The organism is Erwinia rhapontici (assembly GCF_012271765.1).
Classification (GTDB): Bacteria; Pseudomonadota; Gammaproteobacteria; order Enterobacterales; family Enterobacteriaceae; genus Erwinia; species Erwinia rhapontici.
The window spans coordinates 64,287-84,561 of the sequence record NZ_VRKO01000014.1 but is presented as its reverse complement, the minus strand read 5'-3'; the positions used below and the strand labels follow the sequence as shown (position 1 = coordinate 84,561).

At 56.9% G+C, this 20,275-nt stretch carries 14 protein-coding genes; 5 read left to right on the top strand and 9 right to left on the bottom strand.

Annotated elements, in window-relative coordinates; genetic code table 11:
* The first annotated feature begins 74 nt into the window (after positions 1–74).
* A complete protein-coding gene (locus tag FVB43_RS14045) occupies positions 75–233 on the top strand; it encodes a hypothetical protein (protein WP_159338354.1) in 159 nt (52 codons plus the stop codon).
* A 123-nt stretch (positions 234–356) separates the two neighbouring features.
* Positions 357–1,232, top strand: a complete 876-nt coding sequence (locus tag FVB43_RS14040; protein ID WP_133844590.1) for an alpha/beta hydrolase — start codon at positions 357–359, stop codon at positions 1,230–1,232.
* A gap of 47 nt (positions 1,233–1,279) precedes the next feature.
* On the opposite strand, the gene FVB43_RS14035 is transcribed toward FVB43_RS14040, so the two are convergent.
* The 8 genes from FVB43_RS14035 to bcsR all read right to left on the bottom strand — a co-directional run bounded on the left by FVB43_RS14035 (position 1,280) and on the right by bcsR (position 15,416).
* The gene (locus FVB43_RS14035) at positions 1,280–2,761 is read right to left on the bottom strand and encodes a M16 family metallopeptidase (protein WP_167864192.1); all 1,482 of its coding nucleotides are present in this window, start codon (positions 2,759–2,761) and stop codon (positions 1,280–1,282) included.
* A 260-nt stretch (positions 2,762–3,021) separates the two neighbouring features.
* Positions 3,022–4,296: a dicarboxylate/amino acid:cation symporter gene (locus FVB43_RS14030; protein ID WP_133844594.1), complete on the bottom strand. Its 1,275-nt coding sequence runs from the start codon at positions 4,294–4,296 to the stop codon at positions 3,022–3,024.
* A 184-nt stretch (positions 4,297–4,480) separates the two neighbouring features.
* Complete coding sequence (hmsP, locus tag FVB43_RS14025; RefSeq protein ID WP_167864191.1) at positions 4,481–6,478, bottom strand: biofilm formation regulator HmsP; 1,998 nt, start codon at positions 6,476–6,478, stop codon at positions 4,481–4,483.
* A 162-nt stretch (positions 6,479–6,640) separates the two neighbouring features.
* On the bottom strand, positions 6,641–9,619 hold the full coding sequence (locus FVB43_RS14020) for a cellulose synthase subunit BcsC-related outer membrane protein (protein ID WP_167864190.1): 2,979 nt from the start codon (positions 9,617–9,619) through the stop codon (positions 6,641–6,643).
* Complete coding sequence (bcsB, locus tag FVB43_RS14015) at positions 9,619–11,880, bottom strand: cellulose biosynthesis cyclic di-GMP-binding regulatory protein BcsB (RefSeq protein WP_167864275.1); 2,262 nt, start codon at positions 11,878–11,880, stop codon at positions 9,619–9,621. Before bcsB ends, FVB43_RS14020 begins: the two co-directional genes overlap by 1 nt.
* Positions 11,881–11,890: 10 nt before the next feature.
* Complete coding sequence (bcsA, locus tag FVB43_RS14010) at positions 11,891–14,500, bottom strand: UDP-forming cellulose synthase catalytic subunit (protein ID WP_167864189.1); 2,610 nt, start codon at positions 14,498–14,500, stop codon at positions 11,891–11,893.
* Positions 14,497–15,225 carry a cellulose biosynthesis protein BcsQ gene (bcsQ, locus tag FVB43_RS14005; RefSeq protein ID WP_167864188.1) on the bottom strand — a complete coding sequence of 243 codons (729 nt, stop codon included), beginning with the start codon at positions 15,223–15,225 and terminating at the stop codon, positions 14,497–14,499. The genes bcsA and bcsQ overlap by 4 nt, the downstream gene beginning before the upstream one ends.
* On the bottom strand, positions 15,225–15,416 hold the full coding sequence (gene bcsR / locus FVB43_RS14000) for a cellulose biosynthesis protein BcsR (RefSeq protein ID WP_159338350.1): 192 nt from the start codon (positions 15,414–15,416) through the stop codon (positions 15,225–15,227). Before bcsR ends, bcsQ begins: the two co-directional genes overlap by 1 nt.
* Positions 15,417–15,713: 297 nt before the next feature.
* Between bcsR and bcsE the strand changes: the two genes are divergently transcribed.
* Genes bcsE through bcsG form a run of 3 tightly spaced genes read left to right on the top strand, consistent with a single transcriptional unit; the run spans position 15,714 to position 19,101 of the window.
* Positions 15,714–17,261: a cellulose biosynthesis protein BcsE gene (gene bcsE / locus FVB43_RS13995; protein WP_133844604.1), complete on the top strand. Its 1,548-nt coding sequence runs from the start codon at positions 15,714–15,716 to the stop codon at positions 17,259–17,261.
* The gene (bcsF, locus tag FVB43_RS13990; RefSeq protein WP_133844606.1) at positions 17,258–17,449 is read left to right on the top strand and encodes a cellulose biosynthesis protein BcsF; all 192 of its coding nucleotides are present in this window, start codon (positions 17,258–17,260) and stop codon (positions 17,447–17,449) included. Before bcsE ends, bcsF begins: the two co-directional genes overlap by 4 nt.
* Positions 17,446–19,101, top strand: coding sequence for a cellulose biosynthesis protein BcsG (gene bcsG / locus FVB43_RS13985; RefSeq protein WP_167864187.1), 1,656 nt, complete (start codon positions 17,446–17,448; stop codon positions 19,099–19,101). Before bcsF ends, bcsG begins: the two co-directional genes overlap by 4 nt.
* Before the next feature lie 166 nt (positions 19,102–19,267).
* On the opposite strand, the gene FVB43_RS13980 is transcribed toward bcsG, so the two are convergent.
* Positions 19,268–20,266: a glycosyl hydrolase family 8 gene (locus tag FVB43_RS13980; protein WP_167864274.1), complete on the bottom strand. Its 999-nt coding sequence runs from the start codon at positions 20,264–20,266 to the stop codon at positions 19,268–19,270.
* Positions 20,267–20,275 lie beyond the last annotated feature (9 nt).

Genomic DNA, 20,275 nt, shown 5'->3' with positions numbered 1-20,275 from the left:
TGCCGTTCTGATGAATCAATAATATTAAGTCAAATTATTACCGGGGAAAGTTCCTGAGCAAAGAACCATTATTAATGAGTAAAAACAGCAGCCGCATAAATAGTTTGTGTTTAGGTCAATATTTAAAAAAATCTAATGTAAAAGCCGCCCAGAGCAGCAATGACAGTGCATCAGGCCGGAAAAAAGAAAGAATTGAGTATATTCCGAAATTGATTACCGATGAGGTGAAATAGTAGACGGCGGAAAAATAAAGCGGCACAGTTTCTGTTCAATACGCCGTGATAAATATCACCTTCCTTTTTTCTACGGCTTCTATAATTTCTAATTATTGTTGCAGCAATAATATTGAGGCGCCTATGAACGCAGAAATTTTCAACCTCTGGCCACACGGCGATGCGCCAGGCGCCAGCGATTCACGGGCGCAGCCGCAGATTATTGATTTGGCCAAACCTTATGAGCCCTTCGACCGTGCTGCCAGCGGCGTCCGCTGTCCGGAGCTGGCGGTGTGGTACCCGGAACAGTCGAACGGCATCACGCTGCTGGTCGCCCCTGGCGGCGGTTACCAGCGCATCATGATCGATAAAGAGGGCAGCGCCCTGGCGATGTTCTTTACCTCTATGGGCTATACGCTGGCGGTCATGACCTATCGTCTGCCCGCAGATGGTCACCATGAAGGTGCTGATGCGCCACTGGCCGATGCCCAGCGCGCCGTCAGAGTGCTGCGTGAACGTGCGCTGCGTGGCCGCAATGGTGAGAAAATTGTCATGATGGGTTTCTCAGCCGGAGGGCATGTCGCCGCCAGTCTGGGAACGCGTTTCGGTGAAAAACTCTATCCGGTGCAGGATGCTGCTGATGCGCGCTCTCCGCGCCCCGATGCGCTGGTACTGATCTATCCGGTCATCAGTATGCGTGACGGGCTGGCTCATAGCGGGTCGCGTCTGCAACTGCTGGGTGAAAACCCAGGCCAGAAGGAAATTGACGCGTACTCAATGGAGAATCGCGTGAGCGATAACACACCGCAGACGCTGCTGATCCACGCCGTTGATGACGCGTCAGTCCCGGTGAATAACAGCATGGTGATGTTTAGCGCTTTGCGTGAACATCAGGTGCCGTGCGAGCTGCACTTCTATGAAAAAGGCGGCCACGGCTTTGGCATTCGCAACGTGGCCGACCTGCCGCTCGCCAGCTGGCCGATGCTGGTCAACGAATGGCTACGCGCGCGGAAATGGTGATATCACGGGCGGGCCAAAACAGCGGGTCCGCCCCGTGATCACACCTGTCACTGTGCCGGTGCGCTGCCGTCCGTTTGTGCCGCGTCCGCTGGGGCAGCCACTGGCGCTATCGGCGTCATAATTTTCTGCCAGCTTTCGAGCAACATCTTCACCTTGGTTTCAGGTTCGCCCTGCGGCTGCATCAGCACCATCGTCATATCCTGGGTTAACTGCTGACGTAGCTCCTGGTTGAGCTGGTCGAGGGTTAACTCTGACAGGAAAGTCTGACGCAGTTTCTGATATTGCTCAGGAGCGATATCCACCACTGCGTTCTGTTGAGAGCGAAGGCGCTGGCTCATCAGAACATCGGTATCGGTGCGTGCATAGGTGGCAAACAGCTTGGTCAGTTCACTTTTCTTCTGCGTCATCAACGCATCGAACTCCTGCTGAGTCAGCCCTTTATCACGCACGTTGACCATCTCTTTGGCGATCAGCTCCAGGTTGTTGTTCAGTGCCGCGTTGTCTGCGTCCATATTGATGGCACACTGGGCGCGCTGATACAGCACCCGGCAATCGAAGCCAACCTGCATTCCCTGGGTTTTGTTATCACTCAGGACTTTCTGCACATGCCAGAACAGCGCTTCACGCGCCAGATCGCTCTGCCAGTAGCGCAGCAGGTTTTGTGATTCGCGGATGGGCTGCCACGGCGTATCCCACACCAGCGACAGACGATCCTGGCTAATACCGTTGTTCACCAGATTCACCGGCTGCTGTGGCAACGGCGAAAGCGTTGGCATCGCGGAAGGCTGATCGCGCTTGCCCTCCAGCGGGGAGAACACTTTATTGATTTGCTCGGCCAGGCTGCGGCTGTCAACGTTACCCACCACAAACAGCGTCATGGCATCGGGCGTGTACCACTGCTTATAGAACGCATAGAGCTGCGCCATATCGACCGGGGTTTTTACCGCGGCGGCCGGGTCATGCGCCAGCATCGAAGAGCCTTTCAGACGGTAACGCCACCAGACATCCTGCGGATTACCCGGCCAGGTGGCAATCGGGTCATCAGCATTGAGGGCGGTGTTCACCACCTGATCGTTAATCGTCATTTTACCTGCGGTTGCCGCCAGCCAGTTCAGGGCTTCTTTCAACATTTCCGGGCGGTTATTCGGCAGGCTCAGATTGTAAAGCGTGTAATCGTATGAGGTGATGGCTGGCGGTTGGGGGTGCTGCGGATCAATACTTTGCTGCCACAGTGAGCGCTGCTGCGCCGGATCCAGCGTGGCATTATGCACCAGCGCCAGACGGGGTAACAGATGACTGTAGCCAGCCTGCTGGGCGCTTTCAACCAGCGAGCCCGTGTTAACTAACAGGCGAATTTCAACGCGGTCACTTGGACGCTGCGGGGTGGTGAGCAACTGCCAGCTAAAACCGTTCTCCAGTTTGCCCTGCTGCCAGGCAGGATCGGGTTGGAGTGTTTCAGCCTGTACAGTGCTACTGGCCACTGCCAGTAAGATTCCACCAATCAATAAACGAATTCTGGTGCCCTGCATGTGAACCCCTACTCAATCACAAACCAAATAATTATCACTGGCGGTCTACGGCCTGATTCTGTCACGGTGACAGATGGCTCCGGAAAGCCACTGTTTTTAAAAGGAACAGCTCTTAGACCACGCATCGACGAGGATGTCACACAGCGGAATGAAAAATCATAAAATAATATGAGGGTTATTATGCAAATGCCCGCCGTGAGGGCAAGTCACGACGGGCATTTGAGGTGATTTTTTGTGAATTAAGTACTTATCGCGATGTTTCAGGCTACTTTTTGCTGCTTTTTACTCGCATTCAACGTCTCTTTTAACTGCTTTTCGTCCAGCTGACCCACCCATTTGGCCACCACCACGGTCGCCACGCCGTTACCCACGAGATTCGTCAGTGCGCGGGCTTCGGACATAAAGCGGTCAATGCCGAGAATCAGTGCCAGGCCCGCCACCGGCAGGTGCCCAACGGCCGAGAGCGTTGCCGCCAGCACGATAAAACCACTGCCGGTCACCCCTGCTGCACCTTTCGAGGAGAGCAGCAACACCACCAGCAGGGTAATCTGATGCCAGATATCCATATGGCTATTGGTGGCCTGAGCGATAAAGACTGCCGCCATCGTCAGGTAAATCGAGGTGCCGTCGAGGTTGAAGGAGTAACCGGTGGGTATCACCAGGCCGACGACCGATTTCTTACACCCCAGCTTCTCCATTTTATCCAGCATACGTGGCAGCGCCGACTCAGAAGAGGACGTCCCCAGGACAATCAGCAGCTCCTCTTTGATATAGGCAATAAATTTGAAGATATTGAAACCAACCACGCGAGCAATCAGCCCCAGCACCACCACCACAAACAGCAGGCAGGTGATGTAGAAGCAGATGATCAGTTGGCCGAGCTGTACCAGTGAACCCACGCCGTATTTGCCAATGGTGAAGGCCATCGCACCGAAAGCCCCGATCGGTGCCAGGCGCATAATCATATTGATGATGCCGAAAATGACCTTGGAGAAGCTGTCGATAAAGTTGAACACCAGCGTGCCTTTATCGCCCATACGGTGCAGAGCAAAGCCAAACAGGATCGCGAACAACAGCACCTGCAAAATATTGCCGCTGGCAAAGGCACCAATGACGCTGCCCGGGATCACATCCAGCAGGAATGCCACCACGCCCTGCTGTTCAGCCTGCTGGGCGTACATCGCCACCGCTTTAGCATCCAGCGTAGCCGGGTCAACGTTCATGCCCACGCCAGGCTGCAACACGTTCACTACCACCAGGCCGATAATCAGCGCAATGGTACTGACCACTTCAAAATAGAGTAGCGCCACGGCACCGGTGCGCCCGACCGCTTTCATGCTTTCCATACCGGCAATACCGGTCACCACGGTACAGAAGATCACCGGGGCAATAATCATTTTGATCAGCTTGACGAAGGCATCACCCAGCGGCTTCATCTGCGCGCCCAGCTCCGGGTAGAAATGCCCGAGCAGAACACCGACGGCGATAGCTGTCAGTACCTGGAAATAAAGACTTTTGAACAGGGAAGTTTTCATAAAGGTATCCGTTAACCGCGTTAATTGTTGTTTTTTAGTCCAACGACAGCGCGAAAGTAACATCCGGTTAACAGGATTGGTACGGGGTGGCCCGGCGTGGGGCCACCTAATCGACATTTATAAGAGCTGAATCACGTCAGCAGAAAGTTGTATAACTAAAGAAAGTAGAAGGTAGACCCGCGTCTCAGGATTGTGACAGATAACGTTGCTCAAATTGCGGCAGCGGCAGCGCCTCTGAATACAGATAACCCTGACCAATAGAGATACCCCGTGCCAGCAGCCAGTCACGCTGCTCTTCGGTTTCCACACCCTCGGCCACGACGTCCAGATGCATTATCTCAGCGATGAAAGAAACAATTCTCACCATACTGTCATTATTCGGCAACGCGGCGACAAAGCTGCGATCCATTTTTAGTTTGCTAATCGGCAGCGTTTTAAACTGATTCAGCCAGTTCAGATTGGCATAGCCCATACCGAAATCGTCCAGCGCGATGGAAACGCCGGTTTTCTGTAATTCCTGCAAAAGGTGCAGCGCCTGCTCTGGCTCACCGATCTGGGCGGTTTCAGTGATCTCCAGCATCAGACGACCAGGACGGATGTCATAACGCTGAATCAGCTCCTGTAAATGACTGACCATTGTGGCTTCGCGCAGTTGGATTGCCGAGAGATTCACACTCAGCGTCAATTCGATCCCCTGCTGCTGCCAGTCGGCCAGGAGGCGGCAGGAGGCTTCAAACACCCAGCGGCCCAGCGCGGTAATCACCCCAATCTCCTCCGCGTTAGTAATCAGATCTTCCGGCAGGCACCAGGAGCCATCGGGCTGACGCTGGCGCAGCAGCGCCTCAGCGCCCACCAGCTTACCGCTGTTCATATCGATTTGCGGCTGCAACCACAGTGCAAACTGCTGCTGCTCCAGCCCCTGCAAAATATCATGTTCCTGGGTGAGCCGTTTCTGCGCGCGCTCGGTTAATGCCGGGTCGAAGAACAAGATCTGGTTTTTCCCCTGATGGCGTGCTGAGACCATGGCCGAGGTCGCGCGGGCCAGCAGATCGGCGGCACTCAGGCTGTCGGCTTCACGCAGTACCATGCCCACGCTGATATTCGGCCGCAGCTGCATATGCTGCAAACCGATCGGCTGATTCAGGCGCACCATCAGAGTCCGCGCCAGCCGCAGTCCACGGAACGGGTTATTCGCGCGTTTCACCAGCAGGGCAAAATCGCAGATCGACAGCTGCGCCAGTACCGTACGCTCATCAATACACTCGCGCATTTTCTCCACCAGCGTCAGCAGCATGGCATGACGTTGTTCGTCGGTGACCAGCCCGTTGGTCTCCAGCAGCGTTTCAATACGCACCACGATCAGAGTAAACATACCCGCCGGGCCAACAGCGCGCAGATGCTGCTCCAGCAGCGCCAGGAACAGCGTTTTATTCGGCAGGCCGGTGAGAGAAAAATGGGTGCTCATGTGGCTCATCTCATCAAAGGACGATGCCAGCATCTTCTGGTTACGGTTGTAGTGGCGGATCAACATGCCGATTTCATCATCACGATGATGACGCGGCAACGACAGCTGATGACCGATCGCCTGTTGCAGGCTCAGGTCCCGCAGCTCGTGGGCAATATTGCGCAGCGGGCGCACCATCAACCGATTAATACACCAGCTGATAGAGACAGAGAGGATCAGCGCCAGCAGCAGATAGGCGGTGACCATCGTCGAGACAGCACTAAGGATAAACTGATACACGCGCCAGGAATCGGCCTGCAACACCAGTATCGCCAGGGGCTTAGGGTTGGCCGGTTGGACAGAATAGAGAGGGACCGTGATTTGCACCGGCAGCTCAAACAACTCCATGATAAAACGTGGCACCGGTTTCTCGGGCTCAAAGTCCGTATGCAGCGCCTGGAGCCCATTGGGCAGCACCACTTCTGCGCGCGCCAGAATACCGGCCGGACGCAGTGAGTTAAGAATATATTCAGCCTGAGGAATATCCGCTTTGAGTACCGCCTGTGACAACGGCTGGCGAACGGTATGTGCCACGTTCTCCATTTGCTGGGCGTAGTCGATTCTGCGCTGCTGCACAAAATGAAAAAGCTGTATGACGATAAAAATACAAATGGTCACGACTGCAACGCTGGAAATCGTCGCCATTTGCTTAATCGTTAACGAACGACTGACGCGCAAGCCTGTTCTCCGAAGCACCGAATCTCTGATTCAGGGCATATAGGGCAAAAAAACAGTCCCGAGTATATCCTAAGGCAAGCGTATTTTAAGCTATCACGCCTCGCAATCGTTCGTTTAGGGGTTTTCCTGGTCTTCCTGTCCCCTTTTCAGGCTCCCTGCGCATTATTTAAAATCTGCATAGGGGATCAGCGGCTGCGGCGGCATATCCAGATCGCCCTGCCAGCCCGCCATCGAATAGCGCAGATACATCAATCCGTGGCTGGGGGTGTAATCCTTCGCCTGCTGAATATCCACCCCGAGCCCCAGCGTCCAGTGTGACGATAACCGCCGTTCCACCAGCGCCTGTAACGTGTAGCCAACGCCGCTGCCGCCCCCGTCACTGCCCGGCGGATTATCGCGGGTCAGGTCGCCAAAACTGAGAGGATAGCGCGGCTGAGCACGCGTTTTTGAGTGGGACAGCGAAACCGAACCGCCAAGGTCAAATGACCAGTTTTCTGTGCGCTGACGGAAGGTGACAGGCACTGACACTGACGCATAACGCTGTGGACTGTAGTAGCCGCCCTGGCCGAGAGAGTAGTCGCTGAGATCCTTCGCGTAATGCCACAGCATGCCATTCAGGCCAATCGTTGCGCGGCGGTTATCCTCGTTAATCCACTTATAGTAGTAGCCACTCATCAGGCGTTCGCGAGAGTTATCCGCCACGTTAGTGCCGCCGATCTGATGAGCGCTGATATCGGCCCAGATGCCATGTGCCTCACCCCGGTCATAGCTCAGGCCAATGGCACCCCCGGTAGCCACCACCCCGCCCCAGGTTTTTCCACTGGCCGGGTTCGGGTCGCGCGCCCCGGCAAAAGCCAGTAACGAGCTGGAAATCGGTCGCCGTGAGGCGGTCAGCGAAACACCCACCTCATCAATATCGGTATTCCAGGTCAGGCCCCCTACCCAGTTCGTGACCTCGAAACCGAGTGGGGTGGTGCCGAGATCGGCTGACCAGCGATCGCTGCGATATCCTGCGCCGATGCTGGTGCCATTCTGGTGCTGTTTAACGTCCTGGCGGCACTGCGCATCGTCATTGGCGCAGGTGCCGAAATTTTCGGTGATATTACCGCTGCTATTGCGTGAAAAGGTCCCCGCCGACACATCGACATTGTCCAGTCGTAGCCAGCTACGGCCCTCATCCCAGGGCGTTTCCGCCTGCAACATGGTGGTACGTGCGGTGAAATCTGAAATACCGCCGGTGCCTTTATTACGCGAGTAATCTTCTTCGAGCGTGAACACCGTATCCTGCTGCTTATACAGGTCGGCACTGTCGCTGCGGATACTCCGTTTCAGCCAGTCATCGCGCACATCGTTACGCGTCAGCCGGGTAAAGGTATCGTTATCGACCGGGGGCTGTGCAGCAATACCGCTGGACACCATCGCCTGCCGGTAATCGTTCAGTGCGGCCGCGGACTGGCCCTGTGCGGCCTCCAGCCTGGCGGCATCACGCAGGACCAGCGCACTCAGCTCCGACGGGCTCTCTTTTTCTGCCTGCGCTTTCAGCCCGGCATACTGTGTCCGCGCACGATCGGTTTCACCGATGCTCGCCCAGGCATTCGCCACCCGGCGTCCGTTGCTGAGGCTGGCTGCACTGACCACAGGGGGCAACGCCTGTAACAGACGCTGCGCATCAGCAGGCTGCTGCTGCGCTATCTGAGCATCAATCTGGTCGAGCAGACGCTGGCTTTCCAGACGGTCTGACAACGCCTGAATATCGGGCGTCCACCGGGATTTTGGCAGAGTATTTAGCTGCTTCAACGCGGCATCATCGTTATCACGCCCGGAGAGCCACAGCCCGTAGGTATAGACCTGTGCCGGGTCCTGCGGCTGGCGCCGGGCCATCGCCGCCATCACCGCCTCTGCCGCTGCCGTCTGGCCGTTTTCGCGCAGCGCTCCGGCGTAGCGATAATTCAGCCAGACATCATCCGGGGCATCCGGCTGCGCCTGGCGATATTTTGCTACTGCCTGCGACCATTTCCCCTGCTGCCCCAGCCGATCGGCCTCATCACTGAGCGCACTGCTACGCAGACTGGCAAGGGTATCGCCCAGCGCACGCTGCTGCGCAACGGGCAGGGTATTCAGGAAATCCAGCGCCCGCTGCGGGGACTGTTGCTGATAAACAGCGGCCAGCCGACGCACCGCCGTGGTGTTACCCGGCTCAACGCGCAGCGCTTCGCGGTAATGCTGTTCGGCCTGACTATTGTCCTTACGGGCCAGCGCCACATCACCCAGGCCAATGCGCGCATAGCCGTCACGCGGGTCAAGCGGCCGTGCCTGCAGGTAGTAACGCTCTGCCGCGCGAGTATCCCCCTGCGCCAGCGCCTTATCGCCCTGTTCAATGGCCAGCCAGTACTGATTCGAACGCAGCAGGCTCTGCCATTTACTCACGTCGTCACCCTCCGGGGCAGCAGCGATCGCCTGGCGAAACCAGGTCGTGGCAGCCGCACGGTTACCGGCCTGAGTCAGCGCCTGGCCGCGTGCGCCCAGCGCCGCGGCACGGGTATCCGCTTGTGTGCGGCCGACATCCTGCTTTATCAGAGTAATCGACTGCTGTAGCTCTGCATTGCCCGGTGCCTGGCCGTCCAGTGCCTGCATTTCTGCCAGCGCCAGCGCCTGCTGGCCGGGCAGCCGCGCCACCAGACGCCAGTACTCCAGCGCAATATCAGTTGACGGAAACGCGCCGTGGAATAGCTGGTCCCAGGCGGTCCGGGCTTCCTCCAGCCGACCTGACGCCGCCAGTAGCCGTGCCTGCTGGAACTGCTGACGCCCTTCCGGCGTGATCAGCAGCATACTGGCTGCTGCCTGCCGCGCTGCCGCCGAAGACGGGGCAATCTGATTAAGCTGGCTCATCAGCCGGGCAGCGGTGGCCTGATCGCCCTGGCGCAGCGCCAGACGCAGTTTTGCCGCCAGCACATCCGGGTTATCCGGGGCAATTTTGTCCAGTCGGTAGAGTGACTGGGCGACCAGGTCGTACTTATTGGTCGCCTCCCCGGTACGCACCTGTTGTAACAGCCACGCTACCGGCGCCACACTGTCCGCCGCAAAAACGACACTGAGCGGCAACAGGAGAACAGGCAGCAGCAGCCCATGCAGCGGGCGCATCACTCTTCGTCATCCTCGTCGTACAGACGACGACGGCTGATGCCGCGCATCACGCGCCAGACCAGTACCGCGAACAGGATCACCACCACACCCGCCAACGCTGCCAGCCACAGCGGGTGCGTCGCCAGCAGGTTCCACAGGCGCTCCCACCACGGCAGGTGCCCGACATAATAGGTCTCACCCACACGCAGACTGTTAACGCCGGACTCTCGAATAATCGACACCGACCCAAACATCGCGTCCCGTTTGCCGCTGTCATTCATGGCATCGGCCAGCAGTCGCCATGCCTGTGGACTGTCGGCCAGCAGTGCGACCACGCTACGCTGCTCAAAGAACGGCGACTGGAAGCCCACAACGGCGGCCATCGGCCCGGCGGAAACAATGGTGGTCTGGCTTTCCGGCTGCCGATCGACCGCCGGGCCGTCAACGCTGCTGAGTACCGGCTGACGCAGCGGTTTGTTAACCCAGCTTTTTGCCGCATCCACCAGCAGATTAATTTTGCTGTCATCTTTTAAGTCTGCGGGCAGGCTGCCAATCATCAGCAGGTCAGCATCCTCTGTTTTCGCCTGCGACCAGTTATCAGTCAGGCGAACCTTCATCGCCGGATAGCCGCTCTGTGCGCTGATGGTGGCCAGTGCGTCGAGCATTGCGGTCACCTGCTCAGGCTGCGGCTGCGCGTTGACCAGTACCAGGGTCTTCGCCAGGTCGGCCTGACGGCTGAACGGGAACCCGGCGGAGGCAAAAGCACGCAGGGACGGCATTTCGATAAAGTGGCGATAACCCGAGAAGTCGACGGTGGAGCTACCGTCGATCACCACGTGATTTTTGACCGGCACCACCGTTTCACAGCGCCCGTCGGCGGTTCCACCAATAAAGGTCAGGGCATAGTCAAAATCGAAGCGCAGCTGATTGACCACATCCAGGCGCAGTGCCGGGATCGTCAGGTTAGTACTGCCATCCTGCAGTCCCTGGATCAGCGGAATGTGTAGCAGCTGCTGACTGCGGTCTTTCTTCACCACCAGCGGGTAGTCCTGCACAAACTGATTATTCAGGTGAACGGCCAGTCGTGAACTGTCGTTCAGGATCGGCGAGGTGTAGCGATAGCGCAGATCCATATCAATCCCACGCGCGCGGATCAGGAACAGGTCCGGCGGCAGATTGAGGGTGAAATTGAGCGGCGAAGGTTGCAGGCCATCAGACTGCAACTGCCCCTGATACTGCTGCAATTCCGCGAAGGTGGTGGCGCGGTCGGTACGCACCCAGTTGGGGGCATCGTAAGGCTGACGGTCAGCCAGCGGTTTCAGTGAGTCAACGATGGACGTCTGTCCACGTAACAGCAACTCCCCCTGCGCGATCCCCTGAACCGCCATAATCAGATCGTTATCGTCACGGCCCATGACCAGCAGCATTTTCTGATAGGGATTGTCTGGCTGGCTGACGATCGACACGGTCGGCTTATTCACCGGCGGAAGATCCTTCAGGAAATCCGGGCGCTTAGCGTTGGTCGCAAACACCACGGCATGCTGATCCTGCGGCAGCTGGTTGTACATCACCGGGAAGTTCTGCCCGCGCCACTGCGCTTTGGTACCAAACCAGGACGCCAGAATACCCGCCGCACGCTGTTCGGCAAGGTCCGGCGCTGAGGCAAACACCACCGGCAGCGACATCGGACGGTTATCGCGGCTGTCGAAGAACGGTTCCGGGAAATGTGAAAGATCGTTGGTCAGCGGCAGCTTTTGCAGCGTCAGCTCCAGACGGCTCTCTTTACCGATATCCAGCCATATCGAACTGTACGCCGGGTTTTCGCAGACGTTGGTGTAATGTCCCACCAGCTCAAAACGAATGCGGTTGAAATCACCAATAAAACGCGGGTCAATCGGCACTTCCACCTGGTTCTCTTTTCCCAGCTGTTCGGCGGTGAGCGTCACCAGTCCGACCATTTCGTCATTCAGGTAGATTTTCAGGTGCGACAGCGTCGGGAGCAGCGCGGGGGACGGGCGGAAACTCAGCATCAGCAGCGCCTTTGTCGCCACCTCATCGCTGCGCACGCCAAATTCAATCTGCCCCTCGGGATGGGTGCCGCGCAGGGAGAAAGCCCCGGGCGGCGGCGCGATTTTTGCAAAATTGAGCACGGACTCGCGCAGCGGTGCAGCGGGCAGCGGTGATATCACAGGCGCCTGTGGCGTGGGGATATCGGCCGCCTGACTCAGTGGCATCACCCCGATCAACAGCGCAGTAAACCAGCTTTTTTTTATCATCATCATTTTATCTTCACTGTTGCGTCACGGGGCTGCGCACGCGCCCCACACCATGAGGGAGGAAAGAGGTTATCCACGCTGCCAGCGCGGTTAAACCAACAAATAACTGGCGCAGGCGCGGTGGCCCGTACTCCGCCAGACGCAGATAGCCTTTAAAGCCCAGCACCACGATATCAACCAGACTTTGTACCGGTTTATCTTCCGGGAAGCCGTCCTGCCAGAGTGCCCAGGTATCGGCCCGGGCAAAGGTGCACTGAATAAATTCAACGTGCTGCTGCGTCGTCAGGTTATCCAGCCGGATGCCCGCCCGGCGGCCAAAGGTGCGCTGCACAATGCACGGGAAGCTGAACTCCTGCTGGCCCCGTTTAAGCAGTAAAAATACCGCCTCATCATCGCTCAGCGCATTGCCTTCACGCAGCTCCACCCCAACGCCACCGTCTGAATAGTCACGCAACGTGCAGGGCAGCAGATGCCCGTCTGCGCGGGCAATCGCCGCAGGCATCGCAATCTCCACGCGATGCGCTTCACGGATCTGCCGGGCCTCAACGGACACCGCCACCGCGCCCCCCAGAATAATCAGGTTGTAAAACACCCAGATCAGGCTGACCAGCACCGTCAGGATCTCGCTGGGCGGGCCGTATGCAAGGCGCCAGACGGCAGCGACAACGCCGGCAAGGTTAATCAGCACCAGGCACATATAGGGGCGGGTGATCACCCAGTCGAGGTGCTCTTCCGCGACCAGCCCGCCCTTGGCCGTAACGTTGAATTTCCCCTTATGCGGATTCAGCAGCGCCACGGTGGTCGGGCGCGCGATATACCAGGCCAGCACGGTTTCATAGACCTCACTCCAGAAGGAGTGCCGCCAGCGTCCCTGGATACGCGAGTTGGTCAGACTGGTGTGCAGCATATGTGGCAGCACGTAAATGGCGATCGCCAGCGCCGGGGCGAAGATAATAAACGCGTGGCACAGCAGGAAGGCCAGCGGGGCCAGCAGGAAAATCAGCCGGGGAATGCCCGAAAGGAAGTGCAGCATGGCATTGGCGTAGCACAGGCGCTGAACCAGCTTCAGCCCTTTGCCGAGCAAAGGGTTGTCCAGGCGGAAAATTTGTACCATCCCGCGCGCCCAGCGTATGCGCTGCCCGATATGCGCCGACAGGCTCTCCGTTGCAAGCCCGGCGGCCTGCGGAATGCGGATATAGGCCGAGGTATAGCCTTTACGGTGCAGGCGTAGCGAGGTATGGGCATCCTCCGTGACGGTCTCAACGGCAATCCCGCCTATTTCCTCCAGGGCGCTACGGCGCAGGACCGCGCAGGAACCGCAAAAGAAAGTGGCATCCCAGACATCATTCCCATCCTGGACCAGCCCGTAGAACAGCGTGCCCTCATTGGGCGTGCGGCGAAATCGTCCGAGATTACGCTCAAAGGGGTCCGGCGAGAAGAAGTGATGCGGTGTCTGCAACATCGCCAGTTTAGGATCTTTGAGAAACCAGCCCAGGGTCATTTGCAGGAACGAGCGCGTCGGCACGTGGTCGCAGTCAAAGATGGCGACGTACTCACTGCGACACACCGTGCGCAGGGCATGGTTAATATTGCCGGCTTTCGCATGCTCGTGGGTCTCGCGCGCCACATACTGAATGCCAACGCTGGCGGCAAATTCACGAAACTCCGGGCGTTGCCCATCGTCCAGCAGATAGATCGTCAGCTTCTCTCGCGGCCAGTCGAGGCCCAGTGCAGCATAAATGGACGGCTTAACGACGCTTAACGGTTCATTGTAGGTTGGCACCAGCAGGTCAATCGTCGGCCAGCTATGAGTATCCTCCGGCATCGACACCGGCTGACGGTGCAGTGGCCACAGGCTCTGGAAATATCCCAGTAACAGCACCACCCAGGCATAAGTTTCAGCGGCAATCAGCAGCAAACCAAAAAACAGGCTTAGCCGATCATCCCAGTTCAGCGTAACGGTATAGCGCCACCACAGATAACGGCAGGAGATGGTCAGTGACAGGACAATCATCATCATGACCGGCAGGCGGCCCGGAATACGCCGCACCACCATCGCCACCATCCACAGCACCACAACAAAAATAAACTGCGTCCAGATATCAAACGGCTGCGAGATGCACAGCAGGGCCAGCGCCGTAGCCACCAGCACCGCCACGCTGAACAAGGCTTTGCGCAGCCACGGATGCAGCTGATTTAACCAGCGCTCACCCCGGCTCTCCAGCCTGCTGCCTTGCGCTTTTTGCGACAGGCGGTGCAGCCAGCGATGAAAAAGTTTGCGCCTGAGTGCCAGCGGGCGGAAGGCATTCAGCCGCACGCGCTCACTGCGCGGTGAGGCATCAAGCGGCATAAACAACATCAGCCACAGGCTCTGCACCAGATAACGCAACAGATCCGCCGGGCGTGGACGTTCCGGCGAAATCTGCGGGTAAAGATGGCGACGGCGGGCACGCACGGACTGCCACTCCGGGGATTCAAATCGCAGCAGCGTCCAGCCCAACATCACCAGCAGGCACTGGAGCGCGGCGGCCAGCACCGGGGTACGATGACGGCGATAGTCGCGATAACGCTGGTGTAATGCCTGCCACACCGGGGGGATCAACAGCCAGCGCAGCGGGTTCATGCCGCTTTACCTTTAAGGTTGACCAGGCACCAGGTCGCCAGTGTCGCCATCTCCTCTGCCGCCAGGCTGAGTGGGCGATATTCGCCCAGCGGTTGCTTGCTCAACAGCGCTTCGGCCACTGCCTCATCGCGATGGATCACCAGCGGAACCATCGCCCTGAGCGAGCTTAACCACAGCTGGTGCAAATCCTGCTGCGCCTTGCTGACGGAAGTAAACTGGTTGATCAGGAACAGGGTGTTGGCAGGAAAGCTCGCCTGATGCAGGCGCAGATGGCAGTTGCCATCCGGGTTGAGCACCAGTAAATGGTGATCGGCCTGCAGCAGCGAAGGATTCAGATGGGATAACTCCGCCGGGATATCCAGCAGTACCCAGCGATACTCGCTACGCAGGGCTTCAAGACGCGTGGACCACGGGGTCAGTAACGCTTCAGGCTGACGAAAATAATCCTGTCCTTCTTCACGCGGAAGCTGCCCAAAGGGAATAAAGTCGAGTTGCGCGGTATAACGCATCGCGCTCTGCTGCCACGGCTGCTGGTGTCGCATGCTGTGTGCCCAGCCACGGGACTGTGTTACGGGAGAATTAAAATGGGTACTCAGCTGATTATGTGGTGAAAAATCAATGGCAATAGTCCTTTCCCCAAGGCGGTTCAGCGCCCAGGCCAGCCCTGCTGTGACAGAAGTGGTACCCACACCGCCACGTAATCCCGACAATGCAACGATCGGCATTAACTTTCCTTATTCTGAAGTGCACCCAATTCTGTCAGTAGTGGCCATCGCGCATAAATGGCAGCCAGTCTTTCCTGACGGGCAATATCGATATAACGAAATGCGCCGAGTGAAAATGCCTCCCCCAATGCACTAATATCATCAGGTGGCTCACTCTCGATTTGTAAAGCAGGACGCTGATTTTTATTCATCTTTGCCAGCCATTATGCAGGAACAGGTCGATTTAATAATACACATTTGTCACGTTAATGAGTTAAAGCTCATTGCTTTACCATGCCAGAAAAGACATCGATGGCGCACGACCCCACACTGACCGCCGTCAGTGGTCAGACTATCCCGACAATCTAATGCATAAAAATGTGAAAGCGATATCAATGATTCACTGGCACCTGTTAAGTAGTAATGTATATTTACAGTATAACAAGCGGTATGAAAAATTTTTTCCAGGCTGCCATCACGCTGGATTATTCCTGGTGCAAAAAAATCTTATGACGATTTCATTTACCTTAGGGCTTGGACAGGTTCAAAATGAATTAGTGTTGATGCAACCGCCAGGCTGCTACTGGGTCACAGTAAACAGGCAGGAAGATGCACGCCTGCTGGTGCGCCAGACGATAGCCGCTCAACGAGCGTTGACCCTGATCAGCACGACTGAACCTCCCCACAGCCTGCTGACACCTGCCCCACAAGGCGGCCCGAATAAGATCCCGTTATTCTCTTTGCCTGAAACGACCGAAGCGCTGATGGATTTAGCGGAAGATTTTTCCCGGGTATTAGCCAATAAACCCCGATTCCTGATTTTTTATACCGCCTTCAGTACGTGGGAGACGTTATCGTCCATTGAGTTAAATAACTGGCTGAAGGGGATTCAAAAATGGTTAACCGCGCGAAAATCAACATTGTTGATTATCACCTCCGGTCCCGGCGTTAATCTTCTGCGCAATGATTTACAGACACGCTATCGCCATCTGGATGGTTTGTCGCATCTTGAATGGCAACAGGACAGCTGGAATTACCGGGTTAACTGGTGGTGTAATAAAAGTGGCATGCTGGCAGATCGTGCGCTGCGCCTCACTTTGATTCAGGATGCTTTCCAGCAAATTAATGAAGAAGAGCAAAACACACCGTTAACATTAAATGATGAATATCTTTATCTGGCAGAAAAAACGGTACTGGAAGGTGCGCCCCCTCTTTCCAGCGCATGGACGCTGTTTGATGATAACAGCCAGCTTGCCAGCCGGGCACAGCAGGCCAGTGCCGCCACGGTGATCTTTAATCTGCATCATAACGACCAGATCGCGACTCTGGCGGGTGATATTCACGGCCTGCGCCGCACGCGCGGCAGCGCCCTGAAAATTGTGGTGCGTGAAATGCAAACGTCCCTGCGCTACAGCGATGAACGCCTGCTGCTGGCCTGCGGCGTGAATGCCATCGTGCCCTTCAATGCCACTATGTCGCGTTTTCTGACCACTCTGGAAGGGTTGCAGGGGCAGTTCTATAACCGCCATGTGCCTGCTGACCTTGGCGTTTTACTGCGCTCCATGCAGCCACTGCAGGAGAAAGGCTACCTGCCGCTGGAGCATTTTTGCCGCTCAGTGGCACGGTTGATCGATAACACCATGCTGCCGGAGGATGGCAAAGGTCTGCTGGTGGCCCTGCGTCCCGTTCCGGAACTCAGCCCTGAACAGGCACTGACGCTGTGCAAGCCGCGACGCTACGGTGACCTTGTGACGCGTATAGAGGACCGGGTGTATCTGTTCCTCTCTTCCTGCCGTTACAACGACCTGGATACGGCATTGCAGTACATTTTCCATCTGCCACCCAACGAGATTTTCACCAACCGGATGGTGTGGTTTGAAGATTTACAAATCCTCTCGGAAGTCAGGCAGATAACCAGTATGTTGCCCAGCGCCTGGCGTGATGCCCCACCGACTGAGACCCACGAATTGGCGGCCGATACCAAACAGCCAGAGATCCGCCTGGTGCCGGAAGAAGTGACGCTCGCCACCCGTTCAGATAAAGAGGGCCCGCAATGACACTGATGGATGGGGTGCAGATCGTCATTCTGCTGCTGTTGATCCTGTTATTACTGAAGCCTTTTTACAGCCGCTGGCTGCCCAAAAAATGGCGCGGGATCCTGCACCGTGTTCTGCCCCCCCGCGCCCTGAAATATGAAGGGACCTGGCGGCGAAAATCTCCTGATTCGGAAACCAAGAAACGATGAACGATCGCCAACCTGTCACTTCTTCTTCCCCCCCTGTCTGGCGCTACTGGCGCGGGCTGGGCGGCTGGAATTTTTACTTTCTGCTCAAGTTTGGGTTGCTGTGGTTTGGCTACCTTAATTTCCATGCGCTGAACAATCTGATTTTCCTGGCGTGGCTGCTGATGCCGATCCCATCGGTGAAGCTGCACCGGCTGCGTCACTGGGTCTCCATTCCTATTGGTATTGCCCTGTTCTGGCAGGATACCTGGCTACCGGGCCTGCAAACACTGCTTAGCCAGGGCGGGCAGCTCGCCGGGTTTTCCGCCGACTATCTGCTGGACTTAACGACCCGCTTCATCAACTGGCAGATGGTCGGCGGTGCCTTTATTCTGCTGGTGCTGTATCTGTTCCTTGCCCAATGGGTGCGGGTGACGGTGGTGGTTTCGCTGATGCTGGTGTGGGTGAACGTAGTGAACCTCGCCGGACCGGCATTTAACCTGCTGCCTGCCGGGGAAGCCACACCGCCGGTGGCAACAAACCCGGCACCTGAGGCCACAAAAAGTGCGGCAAGCGGTATGGAAGAGACGCTTCCTCCCACCAGCGCCAACCTGACGGCTCATCTGAACGCCTTCTATAACAGCGAAAAACAGCGCATTACGCAGTTCCCGGAGACGCTGCCTGCGGACTCCGCGCCCTTTGATATTCTGGTGATCAATATCTGCTCGCTGGCCTGGTCAGACATCGAGTTTGCGAAACTGCGCAATCACCCACTGTGGCAGCACTTTGATGTGGTGCTGGATAACTACAATGCCGCGACCGGCTACAGCGGCCCGGCGGGGATCCGCCTGCTGCGTGCCAGCTGTGGTCAGAGTTCGCACAGCGATCTGTACAAACCGGTTGATGAGCGTTGCTATCTGTTTGATAACCTGGCGAAGCTCGGCTTTAAGCAACAGCTGATGCTGGACCATCCGGGTGTATTTGGCGGTTATTTGCAGGAACTGCGTGATGACGGCAATTTACAGGCACCGCTGATGTCACAGGCCGGGCTGAAACCTCAGTTAACCTCGTTTGACGGGGAACCAGTGTTTGATGATGCCCAGGTGATGCAGCGCTGGCTGGATGACCGGCAGAAAAGCAGCGAGGCCCGCAGTGCCACTTTCTATAATCTGATCCCACTGCACGACGGCACGCGTGAACTGGGTAGCAACAAAACCGCCCCCTGGGAGCCACGGGCGAAAAAGCTGTTCGATCAGCTGGATGATTTTCTGACCAATCTGGATAAGTCCGGCCGCCGGGTGATGGTGCTGGTGGTGCCAGAGCACGGTGCGGCGCTGGAAGGTGACCGGATGCAGATGTCCGGCCTGCGCGATATTCCCAGCCCGTCGATTACCCATGTTCCGGTGGGCATCAAGTTTGTTGGGATGAAGGCACCCCATGCTGCACAGCCGCTGAATGTCAGTACGCCGACCAGCCTGCTTGCGATTTCCGAGTTGGTTTCCCGCGTGGTTGATGGTCAGGTGTTTAATGCCGCCAATGTGAATATGGCGACACTGACGGCTGATTTACCCCAAACCCCGGTGATCTCCGAGAATGATAATGCGGTGGTGATGATGTATCAGGGGAAACCGTGGATTCGGCTGAACGGTGGGGATTGGGTGGCGTATCCACAGTAGGGGTCGGGCATGCCCGACCCGTTTCAGGGCGAGGCGTGCCTCGCCCCTACGCAAATGAGGGTGAGTAGCCTGTCCGTTGCAGGGATCGGGCGTGCCTCGCCCCTACGCAAAATGAGGGTGGGTAGCCTGTCCGTTGTAGGGGTCGGGCATGCCCGACCCACAGGCATTAGCGGTCGTTCAGTGCCAGGAACGTCAACAGACGCAGACTGGCCGAATAATAATCCTCACTGCTGTTCAACGCATCATTAATATAACCGGTATCATCCAGCGTCAAATCACGCACCGCCAGCAGACCGCCCGCCATATTGTACGGCGCTTTATCGTTACTCAGCACATCAATCCAGGCCGGCGTTTGCAGCCGCTGGAAGTTCATCCAGAAACGCTGGAACGGCACAAGTTGCAGCGAGGCAGGATCATACCAGTGCAGATAAAGCGGAACACGGATTGCATCATAACTGAAACGCGGCGGCCAGGCGGTAGCCGGAGCCATTGAACCGTCGGCGTTCATTGCCACCCAGTCCATTGGCAGGCCACTGTCACCAAAACGCATTTCAGAGAGCAACTGCGTACCGTCGTCAATCAGAGCATTCCACACCTTCAAATGGCTGCGGGCAGCAAAGTCACGCCATGCCGGGAAAACAAAGTAAGACGGGTTGAGGATCACATAGCTGGTTTTGTTAAAACCCTGGGCGCCAGGCAACATAATCGTCCGCCCGGCAAAGGTGATCACATTGCGGTCAATAATCGCTTTTTGCAGACGATCGGACGCTTGTAAATACGCCGGTACGTTCCACTTATTGCCCGCTTTCAGCAGGGCCCAGGCGATCAGCACATCACCATCAGAAGCGTTGTTGCGGTCACTGACCGGGTCGCTGGCACCGGGGGTGTACTTCCAGTAGAACAGACCGTTGTTCGGATTGCTGAGGTTCTTCTGCGTCCAGCCCCACAGGCTGTCAAAACTGCTGCGGTCGTTGTAATACACCGCCATCAGCATCGCATAGCCCTGGCCTTCCGTGTGGCTGACATTCTTATTGCCCGTATCCTGGATACGTCCTTCGGATGTCATAAAACGCGTTTTAAACGTGCTCCAACCCTCTGCGGCACTGGCCTGGGACATCCCCAGCACCAGTGCGAGCAGAATCATGCCTGTCCTGAGCATTGCCATCATCATATT

Coding starts and splice junctions, on each gene's coding strand:
- bcsR (WP_159338350.1), bottom strand. CDS start 15,416: ATGAATAAAAATCAGCGTCCTGCTTTACAAATCGAGAGTGAGCCACCT.
- bcsF (WP_133844606.1), top strand. CDS start 17,258: ATGACACTGATGGATGGGGTGCAGATCGTCATTCTGCTGCTGTTGATC.
- FVB43_RS14030 (WP_133844594.1), bottom strand. CDS start 4,296: ATGAAAACTTCCCTGTTCAAAAGTCTTTATTTCCAGGTACTGACAGCT.
- bcsQ (WP_167864188.1), bottom strand. CDS start 15,225: ATGCCGATCGTTGCATTGTCGGGATTACGTGGCGGTGTGGGTACCACT.
- bcsE (WP_133844604.1), top strand. CDS start 15,714: ATGACGATTTCATTTACCTTAGGGCTTGGACAGGTTCAAAATGAATTA.
- bcsA (WP_167864189.1), bottom strand. CDS start 14,500: ATGAACCCGCTGCGCTGGCTGTTGATCCCCCCGGTGTGGCAGGCATTA.
- FVB43_RS14035 (WP_167864192.1), bottom strand. CDS start 2,761: ATGCAGGGCACCAGAATTCGTTTATTGATTGGTGGAATCTTACTGGCA.
- bcsG (WP_167864187.1), top strand. CDS start 17,446: ATGAACGATCGCCAACCTGTCACTTCTTCTTCCCCCCCTGTCTGGCGC.
- FVB43_RS14020 (WP_167864190.1), bottom strand. CDS start 9,619: ATGCGCCCGCTGCATGGGCTGCTGCTGCCTGTTCTCCTGTTGCCGCTC.
- FVB43_RS14040 (WP_133844590.1), top strand. CDS start 357: ATGAACGCAGAAATTTTCAACCTCTGGCCACACGGCGATGCGCCAGGC.
- FVB43_RS14045 (WP_159338354.1), top strand. CDS start 75: ATGAGTAAAAACAGCAGCCGCATAAATAGTTTGTGTTTAGGTCAATAT.
- FVB43_RS13980 (WP_167864274.1), bottom strand. CDS start 20,266: ATGGCAATGCTCAGGACAGGCATGATTCTGCTCGCACTGGTGCTGGGG.
- bcsB (WP_167864275.1), bottom strand. CDS start 11,880: ATGATGATAAAAAAAAGCTGGTTTACTGCGCTGTTGATCGGGGTGATG.